The sequence below is a fragment of the Marinobacter sp. F3R08 genome (assembly GCF_018860425.1).
Classification (GTDB): Bacteria; Pseudomonadota; Gammaproteobacteria; order Pseudomonadales; family Oleiphilaceae; genus Marinobacter.
On record NZ_JAHKPI010000024.1, the window covers coordinates 1 to 19,331 of the forward strand.

The 19,331-nt window shown below is 54.5% G+C and carries 17 protein-coding genes; 9 read left to right on the top strand and 8 right to left on the bottom strand.

Going from position 1 to position 19,331, the window contains the following annotated elements; translation table 11 throughout:
- Positions 1 to 183: 183 nt before the first annotated feature.
- From KO499_RS14940 to KO499_RS14975, 8 genes are all read right to left on the bottom strand, one after another.
- Positions 184 to 864 (bottom strand): sensor histidine kinase, encoded by a 681-nt coding sequence (locus tag KO499_RS14940; RefSeq protein ID WP_215984571.1) that lies wholly within the window; start codon positions 862 to 864, stop codon positions 184 to 186.
- A complete protein-coding gene (locus KO499_RS14945; protein WP_215984572.1) occupies positions 861 to 2,498 on the bottom strand; it encodes a tetratricopeptide repeat-containing response regulator in 1,638 nt (545 codons plus the stop codon). Before KO499_RS14945 ends, KO499_RS14940 begins: the two co-directional genes overlap by 4 nt.
- Entirely contained in the window at positions 2,498 to 6,013 is a 3,516-nt protein-coding gene (locus tag KO499_RS14950; protein WP_215984573.1) for a PAS domain-containing hybrid sensor histidine kinase/response regulator, read from the bottom strand. The genes KO499_RS14945 and KO499_RS14950 overlap by 1 nt, the downstream gene beginning before the upstream one ends.
- Before the next feature lie 39 nt (positions 6,014 to 6,052).
- A complete protein-coding gene (locus KO499_RS14955) occupies positions 6,053 to 6,562 on the bottom strand; it encodes a hypothetical protein (protein ID WP_215984574.1) in 510 nt (169 codons plus the stop codon).
- A gap of 91 nt (positions 6,563 to 6,653) precedes the next feature.
- Positions 6,654 to 8,420, bottom strand: coding sequence for a sodium:solute symporter family protein (locus tag KO499_RS14960; protein ID WP_215984575.1), 1,767 nt, complete (start codon positions 8,418 to 8,420; stop codon positions 6,654 to 6,656).
- A gap of 6 nt (positions 8,421 to 8,426) precedes the next feature.
- Positions 8,427 to 8,693, bottom strand: a complete 267-nt coding sequence (locus tag KO499_RS14965) for a DUF4212 domain-containing protein (RefSeq protein WP_215984576.1) — start codon at positions 8,691 to 8,693, stop codon at positions 8,427 to 8,429.
- Positions 8,694 to 8,906: 213 nt separating this feature from the next.
- On the bottom strand, positions 8,907 to 9,614 hold the full coding sequence (locus KO499_RS14970; protein WP_215984577.1) for a PolC-type DNA polymerase III: 708 nt from the start codon (positions 9,612 to 9,614) through the stop codon (positions 8,907 to 8,909).
- Positions 9,615 to 9,631: 17 nt separating this feature from the next.
- The gene (locus tag KO499_RS14975) at positions 9,632 to 11,548 is read right to left on the bottom strand and encodes a putative nucleotidyltransferase substrate binding domain-containing protein (RefSeq protein ID WP_215984578.1); all 1,917 of its coding nucleotides are present in this window, start codon (positions 11,546 to 11,548) and stop codon (positions 9,632 to 9,634) included.
- Positions 11,549 to 11,718: 170 nt separating this feature from the next.
- Between KO499_RS14975 and smrA the strand changes: the two genes are divergently transcribed.
- The 9 genes from smrA to KO499_RS15020 all read left to right on the top strand — a co-directional run bounded on the left by smrA (position 11,719) and on the right by KO499_RS15020 (position 19,326).
- Positions 11,719 to 12,300 carry a DNA endonuclease SmrA gene (gene smrA / locus KO499_RS14980; RefSeq protein WP_215984579.1) on the top strand — a complete coding sequence of 194 codons (582 nt, stop codon included), beginning with the start codon at positions 11,719 to 11,721 and terminating at the stop codon, positions 12,298 to 12,300.
- A gap of 53 nt (positions 12,301 to 12,353) precedes the next feature.
- The gene (locus tag KO499_RS14985; RefSeq protein WP_228340006.1) at positions 12,354 to 12,554 is read left to right on the top strand and encodes a hypothetical protein; all 201 of its coding nucleotides are present in this window, start codon (positions 12,354 to 12,356) and stop codon (positions 12,552 to 12,554) included.
- A 76-nt stretch (positions 12,555 to 12,630) separates the two neighbouring features.
- The gene (locus tag KO499_RS14990; protein ID WP_215984581.1) at positions 12,631 to 13,119 is read left to right on the top strand and encodes a (2Fe-2S)-binding protein; all 489 of its coding nucleotides are present in this window, start codon (positions 12,631 to 12,633) and stop codon (positions 13,117 to 13,119) included.
- A 1-nt stretch (position 13,120) separates the two neighbouring features.
- Positions 13,121 to 15,325: a xanthine dehydrogenase family protein molybdopterin-binding subunit gene (locus tag KO499_RS14995; RefSeq protein WP_215984582.1), complete on the top strand. Its 2,205-nt coding sequence runs from the start codon at positions 13,121 to 13,123 to the stop codon at positions 15,323 to 15,325.
- Positions 15,318 to 16,313, top strand: coding sequence for an XdhC family protein (locus KO499_RS15000; RefSeq protein ID WP_228340004.1), 996 nt, complete (start codon positions 15,318 to 15,320; stop codon positions 16,311 to 16,313). Before KO499_RS14995 ends, KO499_RS15000 begins: the two co-directional genes overlap by 8 nt.
- Before the next feature lie 49 nt (positions 16,314 to 16,362).
- Complete coding sequence (locus KO499_RS15005) at positions 16,363 to 16,989, top strand: methylthioribulose 1-phosphate dehydratase (protein WP_215984583.1); 627 nt, start codon at positions 16,363 to 16,365, stop codon at positions 16,987 to 16,989.
- Positions 16,986 to 17,546, top strand: coding sequence for a 1,2-dihydroxy-3-keto-5-methylthiopentene dioxygenase (locus KO499_RS15010; RefSeq protein ID WP_215984584.1), 561 nt, complete (start codon positions 16,986 to 16,988; stop codon positions 17,544 to 17,546). The genes KO499_RS15005 and KO499_RS15010 overlap by 4 nt, the downstream gene beginning before the upstream one ends.
- Entirely contained in the window at positions 17,543 to 18,235 is a 693-nt protein-coding gene (mtnC, locus tag KO499_RS15015; protein ID WP_215984585.1) for an acireductone synthase, read from the top strand. The genes KO499_RS15010 and mtnC overlap by 4 nt, the downstream gene beginning before the upstream one ends.
- 35 nt (positions 18,236 to 18,270) lie before the next feature.
- A complete protein-coding gene (locus KO499_RS15020) occupies positions 18,271 to 19,326 on the top strand; it encodes a DUF3080 domain-containing protein (protein WP_215984586.1) in 1,056 nt (351 codons plus the stop codon).
- The last annotated feature ends 5 nt before the right edge of the window (positions 19,327 to 19,331 follow it).

A 19,331-nucleotide genomic window follows, 5' to 3' on the forward strand; every position in this document is an offset into this window, starting at 1 on the left:
GATGTTGGGGTTTTTTTTTGCCCGGAATTCTCCCCTCAAGCATCGTTTCCGTGGATATATAGGTGCACCGGTTCGATTACGAACTCAAGGTGGGATGAGCAGAACTAAGATAACAACCTAATGCAGTCCCAGTGGCATGCGGTAAACAGGTTTATAGGTTCTGGAAACGGCTCGGGTCCCGGATCAGGGTAACCAGATCTCGAACACTCCACCGCCGAAGGTTCCACCATTGTGGAGCTTGATAGACCCGGTTCGATCTCCTTCACTATGCAGTTTGGCAACGGATGAGGCAAAAAATAGCCCCAGACTGGTACTGCCACTTTTAAAGTCTAGAGAACCGAAATTAAGCGTACCTGTATGCTGCATCGCTTCCGGGTAGCCTTGACCATCATCCTCAACTCCGATGACCAGATACCCGTCTCGTTCACCTGCGGTAAGAAGTATCTTTTTCTGGGTATAGCGGATGGCGTTGTTAATGGTGTTATTGAGCACACCCGTAAGGAGATCTTCGTCGAAAAAACCATTGATGTCTTCCGCTTCTATGGCCACATCAATGCCAAGCCCCTTCAGCAGGGGGGTGTGCCTAGCCAGGTGCTCAGAGAGAAAATCCGGGACAAAGTGTTCCTCAATATGAGCTGAAAGGTTATTTTCCCCGAGCCGATAGATACCGAGAAGCTGCACCAGGTCGTTGTGCATACGTTCTGCTTCATACTGCAGCGTGTTGAAGCGGGAGGATTCTCCGAGACTTGTTTTCTCTTCACAGCGAAGTTCATCGAGGGAATTGAGGAGCATGCCAAGTGAGTTTTTCATATCGTGTACGGCTGAGGCGAGCACCATCGAAAAGTCTATATTCTGGTTGTTCATTCCATCATCCCCTTCAACTTTCGTTGTAAGACACTATAACGCCGATGTTGGCGGTGTTGTTCTGGCAACTCTTCCAGTCGATTTAGGCAGGCCTGGCAGCGTTTAAGGAGGTCAGTGTTACCTGGATTATGGTCATATTCTTTCATGAGGACTTGAACCAGGTTGAGGTTGAGCGCGGGGTGGCCCGGCACAATCGACAATGCCTTTGAGAACGTTTCAGCCGCCTCTTTCAGGTTTCCTGACTCGAATGCTTTGATGCCATCACGGTTCAGTGTTCTGGCCTTGACCTGATGACGGAAGCCCACGGGTTCGTCCAGAAGGCTTTCGATTTTTTGAAGGGTTTCTGGATCGTCGTGGAATCGTTCGGACATTTCTGCCAAACGTTGTTTGGCATCGGTGTCATAGCCAAGGCGAAACAGCGTCCTGGCGTAGTCCAACTCGGTTCTTGAATCGAGGCTTGCGTTATCTTCTAGTACCAATTGGATGGCTTTGAGGAGCTCCTCTGCCTGTTTTTCCTGGCGCTGTCCTGCATAAACGCGGCACTGCACGATACGGCTACGGAGGTTGATGCCTTCCTCTGTTTCAAATCGTTTCTCCATTTTTTTCAAAGTGGCCAGTGCCTCTTTGGCTCTTTCAACACCATCCTCCTGGGTATCGCCTTCACTAAGGTCTGATAATACCTGGCCCAGTGCAAGATAGTGTTCTGAGCGGTCATGAATCGAGTGAGTACCAAGCTCTACTGTCCTGCGCCAAGCATTGGATGACGTCTCGAGGTCCTGATTTGCGCTAGCCAATTCCGCCAGATGTTTCTGCCGAAGCATGGCATTGGGAGAATGCGCTATGGCTTTCTCCAGTACCTGTTGGGCCTGTATCGGACGCCCCTGGCGTTCGAACCCTTCTGCCAGAAGGTCATAGGCTTCCATGTAATCCGGGTGTTTTGCAATGAGCTCTCGCAGGCCTTCAACCGACTGGTCGAAATTTCGATTTGCGAGAAGTACTTTACAGCGACCAAGTCTTGCCCAGGACAGCTCTCGTTGAGCAAGTACGTCATCATAGATCTTGAGAGCATGAGTCAGGTCACCAAGCTGAAAGTAGAGGTCGCCAAGCGTTTTCATCAACCACGTTTTATACCGTGTTTGCCGGGGAAGGGTCTGAAGGCAAAGGGAAATAGCTTCCGGGTAGTTTTCCCGGTCGATTTCCCGATTAATGGGCATGAGAATGTTGCGCTGACTGATCAGAGCGTTTAAACGCTGTTCAAGTACTGCCCGGTTGATGGGCTTTGTAAGGTATGCGTCCGGCTGATACTCTCTTGCACCCATGACCATCTCTTTAGACGTCTCGGCGGTGACCATCAGAAACAGCGAAGAGCGCTTCAGAAGTTTTTTGTATCGGAGATCCTCGAGGACATGCTGGCCGTTCTTGCCTTCGCCAAGGTTAAAATCGCATAAGACCACATCTACATGATTGTAGGTGCAGAACTGAATCGCCTGGGATGCATTGGCAACCAGTTCAATCCTGTCAGCACCACAGCTACGCAGCATTTGGCGCATGGATAGCCGGAAGTTCTCGAAGTCGTCGATGACCAGATAGGTGAGCATTCCGAAAGGATTGAACTCTTTTTTTGGATCGCCCATTAGCGTTTCGGCTTGAGTAGCTTGTTGACAAGGGCCCTCAATGCAGCCGGTTTTACCGGTTTATAGAGAATCTGGTAGCCTCGTTGGATAGCGTCTTCCCGTACCTCGGGAGCCATATAGCCCGTGATGAGTATGCCCGGGATGTCAGCATTCAGAGCTTTACGAATACTGTCCATGGCGTCGAGTCCGTTTCTGTTATCGTCCAACTGATAATCGGCAAGTATAATATCTGGCCTGTTGTCTTCCAGTTTTTCCATGGCATCTTGCAGGCTTTCAGCTGCGGTCACATCACACTTCCAGTTGCCTAGCAGCGCTACCATGCCTTGAAGGATTGACGGATCGTTGTCGATACACAGGAAATGGAGGCCACCGAGATTTGACACTCTTCGAGATCCCGACCTGGGCTTGGACGTAACCGTCTCACTCTGCTGGGGCGCTGCGGTTGGCACTGTGATTCCGAACACACTGCCGCGACCCTGGATGGAATGGACACTGACCGGATGGTTCAGCATGCCGCTGATACGGTCAACGATAGCGAGACCAAGTCCTAACCCGTTCTTGTCCTTGCCATGTTGAAATCGACGGAATTCCTCGAAGATATGAGCAAGTTGATCTTCTGGTATGCCGGGGCCGGTGTCCCAGACTTCTATCCGAATATAGCCTTTCAGGCGTCTGCAACCCAGAAGGATCTTTCCTTTCGGCGTATAGCGTATGGCATTGGATAGGAAATTCTGGATTACGCGACGCAGGAGCTTGGCGTCTGATCGGACCCAGGCGGTACTGGGCACGACGTGAAGTTTCAGGTTCTGGTCCTCGGCAATTGCTGAAAAATCAGTTGCCAGGTGACGCATGATCTCGTTCACGGGGAAGGTCCCAATATCCGGTTCCAGTGCGCCTGCGTCAAGTTTTGAAATGTCCAGAAGGGTGCTGATGATCTCTTCTGCAGCTCCGAGGGAGCTATCGATGTGATCAACCAGATCTTTCATCTCACCGTCATCAGCCTTGCCGGCGAGGGCCGAAGTGAATAGCCTGGCGGCGTTCAGGGGCTGAAGAAGGTCATGGCTCGCTGATGCGAGGAAACGGGTTTTGCTGTGATTCGCTTGTTCGGCAACGGATTTTGCCTTGAGCATCTGCTCGTTGATGACCTGAAGCTCCTGGGTGCGCTCTCTGACGCGCTGTTCCAGATAGATATTGGTTTCCTTCAGAGCCTGCTCAGTTCGGCGCATGGCGGTAATGTCCTGGAAGGTGGTTACATAGCCACCCCCGGGTATCGGGCTGCCATCGATGCGTAACACTGTTCCATCGGGCCTTTGTCGCTCATAGGACATGGGCCGACCCTCACGCATACTGGTGCAGCGGTCTGTGACTATCTCATCAATTTTGCGGGCTGGTAGATTTGCGCTGGTAAGGTTGTAGCGCATAAGGTCCTCGACCGGGCGCCCGACTCTGACAAAGCCTTTTGGATAGGTGAACAATTCAAGGTAGCGATGATTCCAGACCACCAGTTGCTGCTGATGATTGACGACAGAAACTCCCAGACTGATGTTTTCAATAGCCGACTGAAGCAGCTCCCGGCTGAAGGTCATGGCCTGGGATGCCTCATCGACAATGCTCACAACGTCCTCAATTTGCATGTCCCGGCCGGTAAGAGTCGATTCCAGTACCACGCGGGCGGTTGATGCACCGATCACCGAGGCCAGCTGCCGTTCGATGTATTTCATGAGGTGTGAGGAAGCCGGACGGTGTGGGTGAAGGCGAATCGCATTGCGACGTTCATAATTCCGGAAAATGATTTCCGAGCGTTCTTCGCCCATGAACCTGTCGGTAAGTGCCTGCAGGTCGGACGTTAGTACTTCACCTTGCCAACTCTGGTGTTGGGCCGTTTCAGCTTTGGGTTGTGGATCGTGAAAGAAAGATGCGATCTGGATTTTCTCGCGGACACGTTGGCGAGTTAGCATCGAGAGTACGATGTACACCACCGTATTGATTCCCAGGCTCCAGATAATGCCATGACTGGTCTGATCCAGTTCGGAACCGAAGAGTGCGGTTGGCCGTGCCCAATTCAGCCCCCAGAGTCCCTGTTCGATCAGCGTATCGGTGATCCATCCAGTAGTGGCGAGTGCCGGTAGCAAAAGGGTGTAGCACCACATCAGGAACCCGAGACCAAGGCCCCAGACCGCACCGATGTAATTGCCCCGGCGCCAGATAATACCGCCGACCAGGGCTGGACCGAACTGTGCGGCAGCGGCAAAGGAAAGCAGGCCGAAGGCTGTCAGGCTGTAGTCTTCGCCGGCCATCCGGTAGAAACCGTAGGCCGTGAGCAGAACTACAAAAATGGCGACACGACGGATGCTCAATAGCAGGTAACTGAGGTCCGTGCGGCGGTTCATGCCAGGCCGGAAAAATTTGAGCAGAGCCGGCATGATGATCTCGTTACTTACCATGGTTGCAATGGCAACAGAGCAAACAATGACCATGGCGGCGGCGGCGGATCCACCCCCGAGGAATGCCAGGATGGCCAGCCACTCCTTGCCGGCCATGATCGGCAACTGGAGTATGAGTATGTCGGGATTGCCCGATGAGGCTTCAGGTGACAGCAGGCCAGCAGCTGCAATGGGAAGAACGAATGCGCTGGCAACGATCAGGTAGATTGGCATGGCCCAGCGGGCAATCTCGAAATCGCGATGATCGGTATTTTCGACAACCATGACATGAAACTGTCGGGGCAGACAGATGATGGCGAGCATGGCAATAAGTGTCTGGGTAATAAACGCTGGCGCATCAATGCCGTCGGTGGTCAGGGTGTCTATGAGGTCTGCTTCTTTCACTCTCTCATACAGATCGCCGAACCCACCATAAAGGCCATAGCCAACGAACAGACCGACGGCGACGAACGCCACAAGTTTGATGAGTGACTCGAACGCTATGGCCTGAATCATGCCGCGGTGATGCTCGGTGGATTCCAGATGGCGGGTGCCGAAGAGCACAGTGAATACCGCGAGGGCTAGTGTGATATACCAGGCAGAATCATTCCATGCTGCGGAGCTCAGCTCTTCATAGCCGATGCCGGTTTCTGAGAGTACGTTGAACCCCATGGCAATGGCTTTGAGCTGCAGGGCGATGTAGGGGACGCTACCAATGAGGGCGAACGTGGCAATCATCGCAGCCAGCACCTGGGATTTTCCGTACCGGGAGGCTATGAAATCGGCAATGGAGGTACTGTTATTCCGCTTGCTGATATAGATGATTCGGCGCAGCAGGGGCGCGCCGAAGACAAAGACCAGTAGGGGGCCAAGATAGATGGGCAAAAATCCAAGCCCCTCCTGGGTGGCGCGGCCAACGGCGCCATAGAAGGTCCAGGAGGTAAAATAGACTGCCAGGGACAGCGCGTAAACGTGGGTGCGTGCGAGTCGCCTGCGGTACAGCCCCGGGTGTTTATCACCGGCCCATGCGATGACGAACAAGATTGAAATGTAGGCGAAGGAAATGAGTACCAGCAACCACGCACTGATCATAAGACCATTATTCCATTGGTTCTGTTTACAGCTTTAGTCTTACTTTCCGCCACATACTGTGTTGAGCAATTTGTCTGTGGGGACGAGCTTTTTCATGTTATCGACTCTCGGGTTCCCATCGGAATCGAGAGGTACGAGTTCTCGGCTTCGGCAGTTCAGAAGATGAACGCGGTGTGATACTGCATCGGTGACCTTCTGATTGAAGCGATAGAGCGTAAATCTCACAACATTCTCGTTGTCCGTGTCACGGCCAATGCTCTTTGTGTCTACCGTCGAAAATGCTGTCACGTAAGGGGCGATGAACGTCCAGGGACGCCAGAAAATGCCTTCGTATTCTGTATTGACAATGACCGCCTCTTCGGGAAGCAGTGATTTCTTGTGCTCAAACCAGGTGTACTCACCGTGCACCAGATAAGCAAGCATCCCCATGCCTGCAAACACTGGGATGATCCACTTTGGCGCTTTCTTGCGGGTGATTGAGCGTATGCCAAGTGCGATACCTGCTGCTCCCAAACCACAAAATACAGTAGCGACGAATGTCCAGAACATAAAATCTTTTCCTTAAAAAAGAACGGGCTTCCTCAATGAGGAAGCCCGTCCGGTCAACCTGCTGAGTCAGTCTAGCAGGTTTACATACTGCTTAGTGGTCTTGAGCCTGTCCTGAACCGCGCGGGTAACGAACGCTCTCAACCAGCTCCTGAATTTCAACGGGCGGCTCTTCAGTTGCGTTGGAGACAATGAAGGCTACCGCAAAGTTGACGATTGCACCAACTGCGCCGATAGACAGCGGAGAGATGCCCAGCACCCAGTTTTCCGGAGTGTCGGCCAGGTTGTTGGTGCCCGGAATAAACAGCCAGCCCTTGTACACAAAGATGTAAACAAGAGTAAATGTCAGACCGGAGAGCATACCTGCAATAGCGCCAACATTGTTCACCCGCTTGGAGAAGATACCCATCATCAATACCGGGAACAGTGACGCGGCTGCGATGCCGAATGCCAGTGCTACCACCTGTGCCGCGAAGCCTGGAGGATTCGCACCAAGGTAGGTTGCAACTACGATCGCCACAGCCATGGAGATCCGGGCGGCCAGCAGTTCGCCTTTATCTGTGATGCTTGGGTTGATCCGGCCCTTGATCAGGTCGTGACTTACCGCAGATGAGATCGCGAGCAACAGACCGGCTGCAGTAGACAATGCCGCTGCCAGGCCCCCCGCTGCGATCAGACCGATAACCCAGCCGGGCAGGTTTGCAATTTCCGGGTTGGCCAAGACGAGGATGTCCCGGTTTACCACAAGCTCGTTGCCATTCCAGCCGCGAGCTTCGGCTTCCGGTGCAAAGGCCTCGCTGTCGTTATACAGCTGGATACGACCGTCTTCGTTCTTGTCGGTAAACTTGATCAGACCCGTGACTTCCCATTCCTTGATCCAGTTCGGACGCTCATCGTACTGGATCGGTTCTGCTGCAGTACCATCAGGGTAGATGGTCGTCATCAGGTTCAGGCGAGCCATGGAAGCAACAGCCGGCGCTGTCAGGTACAGCAAGGCGATGAATACCAGTGCCCAGCCTCCGGACCAGCGGGCGTCAGCCACCTTGGGTACGGTGAAGAAGCGGATGATAACGTGAGGCAAGCCTGCAGTACCGATCATCAGTGACAGAGTGAACAGAACCATGTTGAGTTTGTTATCCACGTCTGCTGTGTACTGGTTAAAGCCAAGATCAGTGATGACCTGGTTCAGTTTCTGCAGCAGTGGCAGGCCGGACTCAGCGTGGGTGGAAAACATACCCAGTCCCGGAATCGGGTTGCCTGTCAGCTGGAGAGAGATAAATACGGCAGGAATGGTGTAGGCAACGATCAGTACACAATACTGGGCGACCTGGGTGTAAGTGATCCCTTTCATACCACCCAATACCGCGTACATGAATACGACCACTGCCGCGATCATGAGACCCGTGGTTGATTCCACTTCAAGGAAGCGGGAAAAGGCAACACCAGCACCAGCCATCTGGCCGATAACGTAGGTTACAGATGCAACGATCAGGCAGATAACTGCAACCAGCCGCGCATTTTGGCTGTAGTACCGATCACCGATAAACTCGGGTACCGTGAACTTGCCGAATTTCCGCAGGTAAGGTGCGAGCAGCATGGCCAACAGAACGTAGCCGCCTGTCCAGCCCATGAGGAAGGTTGAGTTAGCGTAACCGCCGGCAGCAATCAGGCCTGCCATGGAGATAAACGAAGCTGCGGACATCCAGTCAGCACCGATCGCCGCACCGTTGGTGATCGGGTGAACACCGCCACCGGCAACGTAGAAATCACTGGTGCTTCCGGCCTTGGCCCAGATAGCAATTGCAATGTAGAGGAAGAAAGAGCCCCCTACAAACATGATGTTGATGGCAAATTGGCTCATTCTTGCTTACTCCTCGTGCACGCCGAATTTTTCGTCGATCTTGTTCATGCGCCACGCGTAGTGGAAGATCAGAACGATGAACGTAAGGATGGAACCTTGCTGGGCGAACCAGAAGCCCAGATCAGTACCACCGATCGGAATGCCTGAAAGCATCGGACGGAGTAAAATTGCAAAGCCGTAAGAGGCGAGGGCCCAGATGACCAGGCTCCCGAATATGAGGCGCAGATTGGCCTTCCAGTAAGCTTCAGCATCGTAGCTATGACCTGCTGACATAGGATCACTCCTGTTTTGTTTTTGTGGAGGTTTGGTGGGTTCTTGCTGAGACATTTCGGATAGAGAGTTTATTATTCATATAAGTACTTCTCCGACTAGTTGTCACTACCGACTTTACTGGTCAAGCGATTTATAGGTATTGGCAAAAGGTCTAATTCTCAGTCATTTGGCGTGACGTTGGTCTATTTCAGGGAGATTCCGCCCTCTATTGCTTCAGAAGCGATGCATGTTTTGGAGGCGACGGTGGTAATGGAGTTTGTCGTGCAGTCCTTTCATGGTTTTTACACCTTCACCCCGGGCCTTGTTCAGTGCAATCAGGGTAAGCTCGGCTGTTGCGAGGGCATCGGACGCTGCATGATGGCGTTCGCTGACTTCAAGACCGAAATAATCGGCCCAGTTGTCGAGTCCTTTGCCACCGGTTTTCGTATTGGGGAAAAACGCGGGCATAAGGTCCGCGACGTCCATCCAGGTGTGGGGCTGGCTGTAGCCCAGTTGCGCCTTCAGGGTCTTTTCGAGGAATTTCTGATCGAATGCCGAGTGGTAGGCCAGAATCGGGTCTCCATTCATCCATTCGAGCAAATACAGTAAGGCATCTTCAATTTCATGGCCCTGGGTGAGTGCTTCCGGACCAATTCCGTGAATGAGCACGGTTTCGCTTATATCCAGTTCCGGTCGTCGCAGAATCAGGTCGAACTGGTCACCTAGTGGGATGATACCGCCTTGGATTGCTACGGCGCCGATAGCGATGACCTGGTCCCGGGAAGGGTTCAGCCCCGTGGTCTCAAGGTCCAGGACGATCAGTCGGCAATCGGTAAGCAGCTGTTCACCGGGTATTTTCGGATTTGGGAGATTGCCTGGATCGTGGCTACCAATCTTTCCACTCCGGCGATGCTCTATCCATTGTTTGATCTGGTCCAGCATGTCGTTTTGCCTGAAGGTCAGAGTTGGTAGGTAACTTCGAGTTTCTGTTGCAACCGCTGTGCCTGTCTGAATGACTCCCGCAGAATCCTGCGGTCGAGAGGATTCAGGTCATCGGGATCGATGTAGTTCGTCAACTCCTCCTCATTTGCCAGCATTTCCTGGTGGGCTCGCATCCGGATGGCCTGGATCAGGCTGTATGCTTCTTTCCAGGCGTTGGCATCTTTCGGATCGAAGACCTCTTTGGTCACCAGTTCATCTATACGTCCCAGGGTGTTTGCCGTTTCAACGCCATTCGCAAGGGCAAAGACTCTCACGGCTTCCACAAACGGTGCCAAGCCCTGGCGCTTGAGATCCAGGGAGTGTTTATTGCCTTCTGAAATGTATCGGAAGTTGCGGAACATGGTCAGCGGTGGTTTTCTCTGGAAGGCATTTCCGGCCAGCATTTTCTGGAACAGCGCGTTTTTTCGGATCCGCGTCAGGACCTTGTCCAGAAGACCATTTAAAGGCTCCATTGGTCCGTAGATGGCCCTCATATCCAGGAAAATGGAGGAATACACCAGATTTTGTGGCGTCGATGCGTCAATGAAACGGATAAACCAGTCGTCCCACTCCTTGTCGCTCAGGCAGAGTTTCGGGTTGCTGGCCATAATGTTGCCTTTGCAGAGGGTGAAACCGCATTCTGCAAGTTCGTCGTTCACCTTCCGGGCAAAGGGCAGAAGTTTTTCCCGTACCTGCTCCTCTGTCATACCTTCCGGGGTCTGGAACAGGATGCCATTGTCCTGGTCGGTCAGCAGGGTCTGTTCCTGGCGGCCCTCGCTTCCAAACGTCAACCAGGTAAACGGAATGCCCGGATCATTTTTCTTGATGTTCAATTCAAGAACCCGCCGAACCGTCACGTCGTTGAGTGTGGTGATAATCTTGACCACTTGCCCGGAATCAGCGCCATGGGCAAGCATTGCATCCACAAGGCGCGACACATCCGTGCGCAGGCTCACGAGAGTATGAAGATGGGTGGCAGTACCGATTGTCCGGGCGAGGTTAACCAGATCAACCCGCTGCAATGAAAATAAATCCCGTTCCGACACAACACCAATCAGCTTGTGCTCATCGTCGGTGACGCATAGATGGGCAAAGTGATGCTCTGCCATCAGCATGGCAGCTTCGAAGGCATCGGAGTGCGACGGAAGGCAGCAAGGGTTCCTGGTCATTACCTGCTGTATCGGAGTGTCCAGTGGCGCGGTTCCCTCGGCGATCATGGTTCGCAGATCGCGCAGCGTAAAAATCCCTGTAGGGTATCGGTTTTCGTCGGTAACGATAATGCTGCCGACGTTGTTTTCATGCATGCGGGCCACAGCCTTGCGCACAGGCAGATCCGGTGAACAGACTATCGGATTGCGCAGGGCGTATCGTTCCAGCGGAGTGTCCAGGGACGTACTGGAGCCTATTGAGGCCATGGCACTGGACTGTATGCGCCGGTTTACCTGATCAAGCAGGCTACTGACGCCGCGCAGGCAGAAATCACGGAAGGGTTCGCTTTCGGAAAACAGGGTAACGAAAGCGGACTGACCGATGCTGAGACAGAACGTATCGCCGGATGCCCGATGCAGTGTTCTGGTCGGCCGTTCGCCAATTATGGCAGCCAGAGGAAAGCACTCACCCTTGCTTATTTCAAACGTTGTTTCGGCGCGGTCTTCTTTTTCATTATGTCGTTCGCCACGAATCCGCCCCTGTTTCACTACGTAAAACCGTTTAACAACATCCTGATCGGGAGACAGAACGACATCCCCGTCAGCGTAGAACTGAATGGAGGCATTCTCGGCGAAATGCGCCAGATGCGCGTCATCCATGCTGGAGAATGGGGCGTGTTCCCGCAGAAACGTCATGATTGCACGGATGTTCTGGGGGCGATCATTTTCCTGGTTCGCTGAGGCCATGTCCTTAATCACTCGTTGATTATTGTTGTCCGCCTGAAGTGTAGTGTAGCCAAAGCATTCCTCACCCTACGATTTTGGTCGCAGGAGTTCTGACTTAGATCAGTTTTCTTTAAGGCCAGTGGACCGGGTGGTAAAGTCAGTCCCTGATACAGGTCATCAATTGTAATGCTATGACTACCAAAGAAGAACGCCTCAGCTTCCTTGAGGAAATGAAAGACGTCCGGCGCATACGCAAACCAAATCGTGCCGAGGTGACGACGCCCCGCGAGCTGACACCTGGCCATCTCGAGCGCCAGAGATCTGCCGTTGAGACGCCTGTTCGAGACACCAATCCGCTGACCGCTGATATGGTTGAACCGCTCACGTCGCAGGATGTTCTGAGTTGGCAGCGGCCGGGTATCCAGCATGGCGTGTTTCGCAAGCTGAGGCTCGGTCAGTATCCAATTGAAGCCCGTCTCGACCTGCATCGGATGACGATTGAACAGTCTCGACGGGAAGTCTTCAGGTTCATTGGCGATTGTGTGCGCTATGGTTTGCGCTCGGTGATCATTCTGCATGGCAAGGGTGAGCGCAATCCTGATGGGATTGCCCAGCTTAAAAGCTACATCGCCAAATGGCTGCCCGAACTGGATGATGTGCTGGCGTTTCATTCGGCCCAGAAACACCATGGCGGTACAGGAGCGGTTTATGTAATGGTGCGCAAAAGTGATCGGGATAAGCAGCACAATCGTGAACTCCACGGGGGTCGGTAACGGCTGTGATCCCAGACGTCCTTGACAGGAACTACCACAAAGCTTGAATGGAGATGTTTGTCGTGAAGAACTTTGTATTGATTGTTGTCGCTGTATTTGTCCTGGGGGGGTGCAAAGATCGAGTAATCTGGGACGACAAAGGCAAGGTCGAAGACGCCACAACGGATCGGGAGGTTTGGGATTCCAATGGTCAGATGGATTCCGGTGAACGCAAGATCTGGGTTAACAAGGATGGCAAGGAAGTGATTCGATAAACCTGCCCTCCGCCGCAGGCGCGGTCATAATACTGGAACCTGGCAAAGGGCCGGGAGTTAAAGGGAGAGAGTAGGGATGGCCGTGAACCTGACAGTCAATGGTGACGAGCGGTTGCTGGACATTGATGGGGATACGCCCCTTTTGTGGGTGCTGCGTGATGAGCTGGGACTGAAGGGCACTAAATTCGGTTGTGGCGCTGGTCTGTGTGGTGCCTGCACGGTACACCTGAACGGGCAGCCCGTGCGCTCGTGCTCTACACCGGTTGAATTGGCCTCGGGCGGTCAGGTGGTCACGATCGAAGGGCTGAGTGACGGCGATCGTCTTCATGCTCTGCAGGACGCCTGGATTGAACATGGCGTTCCGCAATGTGGTTATTGCCAGTCCGGTCAGATAATGAGTGCTGTCCACTTGCTGGCCAATAATCCCACTCCGTCGCGGGGAGAGATTGTTGCCGCCATGACAGGCAATCTATGCCGATGCGGCACCTACTCTCGGATCATTGCGGCGGTGGAATCTGTAGTTGTCAGCAACACGTCTGACAGCTCGCAGGGACGGGAGGCTTAGTATGGTGATGAACCGGCGGAGTTTTCTAAAGGTCAGCACCGGGGCTTCCGGCAGCCTGCTGGTTTCAATGGCATTGCCAGGCTGTGCCGGGATCCAAACCGGCTACGAACCTGATACGGGCAAGTGGCGGCCTGATGCCTGGCTGGAATTAACCGCGGACGATGAAGTCTTCTTCACTCTTGCCCGGGTTGAAATGGGGCAGGGTACCTATACCGGATTGACGACCCTGATCGCCGAAGAGCTGGATATCCAGCCCGACCGGATTAACCTCCGCTTCGCGCCGGTGGGAGCCGATTACCAGAATCCTCTGTACAAACTTCAGCTAACCGGAGGCAGTACCAGTATTGCAACCAGCTGGGAGCCCCTTCGAATGGCCGGCGCGAAAACGCGGAAAATGCTGATGAAGGCCGCAGCTCGGGTCTGGAACGTGAACGAAGCCGAGTGCCGGGCCAGTGAAGGGAGGGTGATACACCCGAACGGTATTGATTTCATGGCTTATGGCAAGCTGGTTGAGTTGGCCGCAAAAGAAGACGTGCGTGGCGACGCCGTCCTCAAGCCGATGAGCGATTGGAAATATATCGGTAAGCATCGGGGCAAACTGGATGCTCGGGCCAAATCGACGGGAACCGCGGTTTACGGTATTGATGTGGATCTTCCGGGCATGGTGTACGGGGTGGTATCTCGGTCACCCCGTCGCGGGGGCCGTGTTGAGAAGGTCAACAGTGATCAGGTCCGGGCAATGACGGGTGTGCTTGATGTCTTCGAGATTGAGCGTGGCGTCGTCGTTGTTGCTGACAAGTATTGGCGTGCCCGGAAGGCACAGGATGCGCTTGAGGTAGATTGGGATTTTTCGGATGCAGTGTCTGTCTCTACGGATGATGTGTTTGATTCGTATCGTACCGCCGCTGATGACGATCCCGGAGAGTCCGAGCGTAGTGAGGGTAGTTTTGCCAGCGCCGTGGAGATGGGAGATCGGGTAGTGGACGCAGAGTACGCTCAGCCCTACCTTGCCCACGCTACGTTGGAGCCCATGAACGCCACGGCCTGGTACCGAGAGCATCGGATGGAAGTATGGGCCCCCACTCAGGCGCCGGATCTGGGCCGGATCGCGGCAGCCAGGGCAACCGACCTTGGACCAGACGATATCACCATCAATACTACCTTTCTGGGAGGCGGTTTTGGCCGTCGACTGACCCAGGATTATATTGAGGAAGCGGCGGCGGTTGCCTATCGGATCAGACGGCCGGTCAAAGTCATCTGGTCCCGGGAAGAAGATACCCGGCACGACCTTTATCGACCGGCAATGTTGCACCGGATGAAAGCCAGCCTGTCTGGGAGTGAGCTGACAGGCTGGCATCACCAGATTGTCGGCCCACAGATCCTTGACTGGTATGTGCGCAATGCCGCGCCGGCCCAGTATCCCTGGGCACCGAAATTCATGTACGACACTCTGGGTACGATCGGGCTGATGGCCGAAGGCATTGCCACACCGAAAGATATCTCTGCGATCGAGGGTGCCATCGAGTACCCGTACCGGGTGGCCAACATAGATATTCGCCACACCCACACCGATCCCGGTATTCCCATTACCTGGTGGCGTTCAGTGGGCTATTCCCATAACGGCTTTGCCGTTGAAACCTTTATGGACGAACTGGCCCATGAAACCGGAGAGGACCCTTACCAGTTTCGTCGTCGGCTGATTTCCCATGAGCCAAGGCATTTAGAGGTGCTTGAAAGGGCTGTCCGGCTTGGCGGTTGGCAGTCTCCTGTTCCACAGGGGCGGGCCCGCGGACTCGCGTTGTTCCGGAGTTTCGGAACCTATGTGGCGCAGGTGGTGGAGGCCGGGATCGAGAATGGAGCGGTCCGGGTGTACAAGGTGACTTGTTCGGTGGATTGTGGTCAGGTCGTGAATCCCCGCATTGTGGAAGACCAGATTGAGGGCGGTGTTCTGTTCGGATTGACCGCAGCACTCTATGGAGAGATCACGCTGGAAAATGGTGAAGTGCAACAGAGCAACTTCCATGATTACCCCTTGATGAGACAATACGAGCGTCCTGAGGTGGTGGTGGATATTGTTGAGAGCAACGAGTCACCAACGGGCGTAGGGGAACCGGGCGTGCCTCCGGTTATTCCGGCTCTCGGGAATGCTCTTTTCGCACTCACGGGCAAGCGTCAGCGGAGTCTGCCATTGAAAGCCCATGTCTGATCGTTCCATGGCCCATTCAGTGGTGACAGGTCGCGAGAGGATCCTGGACTGTATCTCTGCCTGGCTGGAGGATGGGCAGCGGGCCTGGTTGTGTACCATTGTAGAAACCTGGGGATCTTCACCGCGCCCGGTTGGTGCCTGGCTGGCGATTTCAGAGTCCGGCCACTGGAGCGGATCGGTTTCCGGTGGCTGTCTGGAAGAAGATCTGTTCAGACGAACGGCGAACGATGGACCAGAGCGCCCGGTGTTGGTCGATTACGGAATCACCGACGATGACAGGGATCAGTTCCAACTGCCGTGCGGTGGTCGGATTCGTCTTCTTGTTGAACCCTTTCAGGGCCAGTCAGGGCTGGATCACATTCAAGCGCTGGCAGTTGGTTTGCGCGCCCGTCAGCCGATTGTCCGCCGCGTTCCACTGAAAGGTACGGCGACCCTGGAGCATTCTCTGATCCGGGGAGGGCGTTCTGTTCGGTTTGATGGCGAGCAGTTACTTCATGCCCTGCAACCTGAATGCCGGCTGCTGTTGATTGGTGCCGGGGAAGTTGCCCGTCATGTTGCTGAGTTTGCAACCGCGGCGGATTTTGTTGTCACTCTCTGTGAACCCAGGGAGGCTTTTGCCGCGGGCTGGAGTGTCGGGCAGATTCCGCTGGAGCGTCGCCTGCCCGATGATCTGATTTCGACGCAGTTCGGTGATGCCTGGTCCGGCGTTCTGGCGTTGGCCCATGACCCTCGAATCGACGATATGGGCCTGCTGGCGGCTCTGAACTCCAGAGCTTTCTACATTGGCGCCATGGGATCCCGAAAAACGTCGGAAGCCAGGCGGGAAAGACTCGCCTCCCTGGGGCTCGATAAGGTTGCCCTGGATCGGCTGCGGGCACCCATTGGTGTTGATATTCCGAGTAAGACTCCGGCAGAAATTGCCATCTCAATTGTTGCTGATCTTATTGCTGCACGGCACCATTTGCGGGGCGCAGTCTCATCCCTATAATGGCGCCCATGGGAGTGTGATCTGCACTCTGAACCCCGGGAGAGAGTTCGTGTTTGATGTAACCCGATATGCGGTCGCCGCAGACTCGATTGTTGAGGCGGGTCGCTTCCTTTACCAGCAGGGCTGGTCACCAGCAACGAGCAGCAACTACTCGGCTCGTATCGATGCCGGACATATTGCCATTACCGTGTCTGGTCGCCACAAAGGGCAGTTGGGGGCTGGCGATGTCATGGTGGTTGATCTCGCCGGTCGTCCGGTACAGAGCGACTGCCGCTCCTCGGCGGAAACACGGTTGCACACGGTATTGTATGAAGTGTTTCCAAACGTGGGTGCGGTGCTTCATACCCACTCGGTCAAAGCGACGGTTATTAGTCGGATGTTGCCCGCCAGTCAGCCCCTGAAGCTGGAAGGTTACGAGCTGCAGAAAGCGTTTTCCGGTGTTGACACCCATGAATCGGTTTTATCGGTTCCGGTATTTGACAACACCCAGGATATCGATGCGCTCGCAGAGCAGACCCGGGAATGGTTTCGGGCTCACCCGGAGCAGCCAGGCTACCTGATTCGAGGCCATGGACTGTACACCTGGGGCAAGACCATGGCCGACTGTCTGCGCCATGTCGAGGCGTTTGAATTCCTGTTTGATTGCGAGCTTGAAACCATGAGGATTCGACCATGACTACCCTGAGAATTTTTGACCAGAGTCAGCCTGAAACGGCGCACACGGTCACGGAAAACCCGGCCGAGATCAGCAAACTTTTGGCTCACCACGGTGTTCGTTTTGAACAGTGGCCAACCAGGGATCTGCCCGCGGATGCAGCCCCGGAAGACATACTGCAAGCCTATGACGACGAAGTGGCAACGCTTAAGGCGGAGTGCGGTTTCATGACCGCGGATGTGGTGAGCCTGAATCCGGACAATCCCCAGAAAGATGCGTTCCGTCAGAAGTTTCTCGATGAGCACATCCACAGTGAAGATGAGGTTCGTTTTTTTGTGCGCGGACAGGGGCTGTTCTACCTGCATTTCGGTAATGAGGTGTTTGCCGTGCTGTGCCAGAAGAACGATCTGATCAGTGTCCCTGATGGCACCCGTCACTGGTTCGACATGGGGCCGGAACCCGAGTTTACCTGTATTCGACTGTTCACCAACCCTGAGGGGTGGGTTGCTGACTTTACAGGCGAGGACATCGCTGGCCGGTTGCCGCGCTACGAGGCGCTGGCAGGAGGAGCGGAATGATCCGTATCGTACTGACGGACATTGAAGGAACCACCAGTTCCATTTCGTTTGTCCATGATGTCCTGTTCCCGTATGCCAGTACGCACCTTCCCGGATTTGTCCGTGATCAGAGCCAGGACAATCCAGCCGTCTCGGAGCAATTGGATGCCGTCGCGGAAGCCTCGGGAATTGCCCGGGAGGATGTTGAAGGGCTGATCGGAGTGCTGGAGTCCTGGATCCATGAAGATCGTAAGGACACGTCCCTCAAGGCGCTTCAGGGTATGGTCTGGGAGCAGGGGTACCAGCAGGGCGAGCTTAAGGGGCATATCTATGCCGATGCGGCTGATTACCTGCAGCGCTGGCATGATCGGGGCCTGCGTTTGTTCGTATATTCCTCGGGATCGGTCAAGGCTCAGAAGTTGATTTTTGGCTTCACGTCGGAGGGCGACTTCACGCCATTTTTCTCCGGTTATTTTGATACTCGTATCGGTGGCAAGAAAGAGGTCGCCTCATACCGCACTATCCTGGCGGAGTTGGGCGTGGAAGCTGGCACGGTATTGTTCCTGTCCGATGTGGAAGCGGAGCTTGAGGCAGCCGAGGAAGCGGGCATGCAGACCGCCTGGCTTGTGCGCGAGGGAGACCTGCCGGAAACCGAACGGTTTGTCGCCCGTGATTTTGCGGAGGTGGATGCCCTGCTGCAAAAGCGTTAGGCCCATCCCTCTGTCACGCCCCGGAGGAGGATCAGATGCCAGGAAACGGAATCTACAGAGCTATTACTCCGGTTCTGGCGCTGATCCTTGCCGGGTGTAACCCGTTCTCTGAAGCCGGCCCCATGATGGATGAATACGTGGAGCGCTTGGCCCGGGTTCTGGAAGCGCCCCCGCAGTTTTCCGAGATTGATTCTGCCAACCAGCTCCCCCGTCGCCGGGACCGTGTTCTGACTGTGCCAGAGCTGGATATGGGGATGCTCGACTTCCTCTCTCTGTATGGTTGTGAGCTGCAATACGTGGTGGGAGAGAAAAACTCGGTGATGGGGCGGGTGATGCAACCCCTGAACCGCCTGCGTTATGAGGTCCGGTTCATAGAGGCTGCGCGGGAATGCCTCCCGGAGATAGAGGATGAGGATTTTTCGGATGAGCTTGAAGAAGCCATCGAGAGCAAACTTGAATCCCTTCCCATCGCCATCTGGAACGCCACCTGGGGTGTTGAAGAGATTGAAAAGCTGTTCACACTTGCCAAAGGTTATTATCCGGTTGCGGCTGAAGGCAATCCTGTCTCTGATCTTGCCGTTGATATCGACAGACTGAATGCCGCCGTTGCCAGGTTGCGCGCGGACGATCTGACGGTTTCCCTTGAGTTTGCCGGAAGTGTTCATCAGCGCTGGCAGGCCGAGTACCGGGCAGGTCAGCTGATCAACAGTGCGCTTTTGCTGACCGCACGTCTGCAGGATGGTACCCGATTACTGATGCAGCGCATCGAAGGCCGGCCACTGTGTCTCAACGGCCAGCCGAACAATCAGTCAGACATTGTGCAGAACATGTTTTTCAGCGTGTACATCGAAAAAATCCAGCCGTATATGAGTTCGGTCAGGCAGGCGCGCACTGCACTTATTGAGCCATTTGAACATTTGGCCAGAATCCAGACAGATGTCATGCCGGAGCGTTTCGCTGACTGGTATCAGCGGCATCTTTCCCAGGACGCGCCGAAAGGTCTCTGGCAAGAACTCGATGCCGCCATGATGGAACACACTCGGGCGTGGCAGGAGTTGCTTGGTCAGTGCGGCATGCGCCCCGGCGACTGAACCAT

Coding starts and splice junctions, on each gene's coding strand:
- KO499_RS14940 (WP_215984571.1), bottom strand. CDS start 864: ATGAACAACCAGAATATAGACTTTTCGATGGTGCTCGCCTCAGCCGTA.
- KO499_RS14945 (WP_215984572.1), bottom strand. CDS start 2,498: ATGGGCGATCCAAAAAAAGAGTTCAATCCTTTCGGAATGCTCACCTAT.
- KO499_RS14950 (WP_215984573.1), bottom strand. CDS start 6,013: ATGATCAGTGCGTGGTTGCTGGTACTCATTTCCTTCGCCTACATTTCA.
- KO499_RS14955 (WP_215984574.1), bottom strand. CDS start 6,562: ATGTTCTGGACATTCGTCGCTACTGTATTTTGTGGTTTGGGAGCAGCA.
- KO499_RS14960 (WP_215984575.1), bottom strand. CDS start 8,420: ATGAGCCAATTTGCCATCAACATCATGTTTGTAGGGGGCTCTTTCTTC.
- KO499_RS14965 (WP_215984576.1), bottom strand. CDS start 8,693: ATGTCAGCAGGTCATAGCTACGATGCTGAAGCTTACTGGAAGGCCAAT.
- KO499_RS14970 (WP_215984577.1), bottom strand. CDS start 9,614: ATGCTGGACCAGATCAAACAATGGATAGAGCATCGCCGGAGTGGAAAG.
- KO499_RS14975 (WP_215984578.1), bottom strand. CDS start 11,548: ATGGCCTCAGCGAACCAGGAAAATGATCGCCCCCAGAACATCCGTGCA.
- smrA (WP_215984579.1), top strand. CDS start 11,719: ATGACTACCAAAGAAGAACGCCTCAGCTTCCTTGAGGAAATGAAAGAC.
- KO499_RS14985 (WP_228340006.1), top strand. CDS start 12,354: ATGTTTGTCGTGAAGAACTTTGTATTGATTGTTGTCGCTGTATTTGTC.
- KO499_RS14990 (WP_215984581.1), top strand. CDS start 12,631: ATGGCCGTGAACCTGACAGTCAATGGTGACGAGCGGTTGCTGGACATT.
- KO499_RS14995 (WP_215984582.1), top strand. CDS start 13,121: ATGGTGATGAACCGGCGGAGTTTTCTAAAGGTCAGCACCGGGGCTTCC.
- KO499_RS15000 (WP_228340004.1), top strand. CDS start 15,318: ATGTCTGATCGTTCCATGGCCCATTCAGTGGTGACAGGTCGCGAGAGG.
- KO499_RS15010 (WP_215984584.1), top strand. CDS start 16,986: ATGACTACCCTGAGAATTTTTGACCAGAGTCAGCCTGAAACGGCGCAC.
- mtnC (WP_215984585.1), top strand. CDS start 17,543: ATGATCCGTATCGTACTGACGGACATTGAAGGAACCACCAGTTCCATT.
- KO499_RS15020 (WP_215984586.1), top strand. CDS start 18,271: ATGCCAGGAAACGGAATCTACAGAGCTATTACTCCGGTTCTGGCGCTG.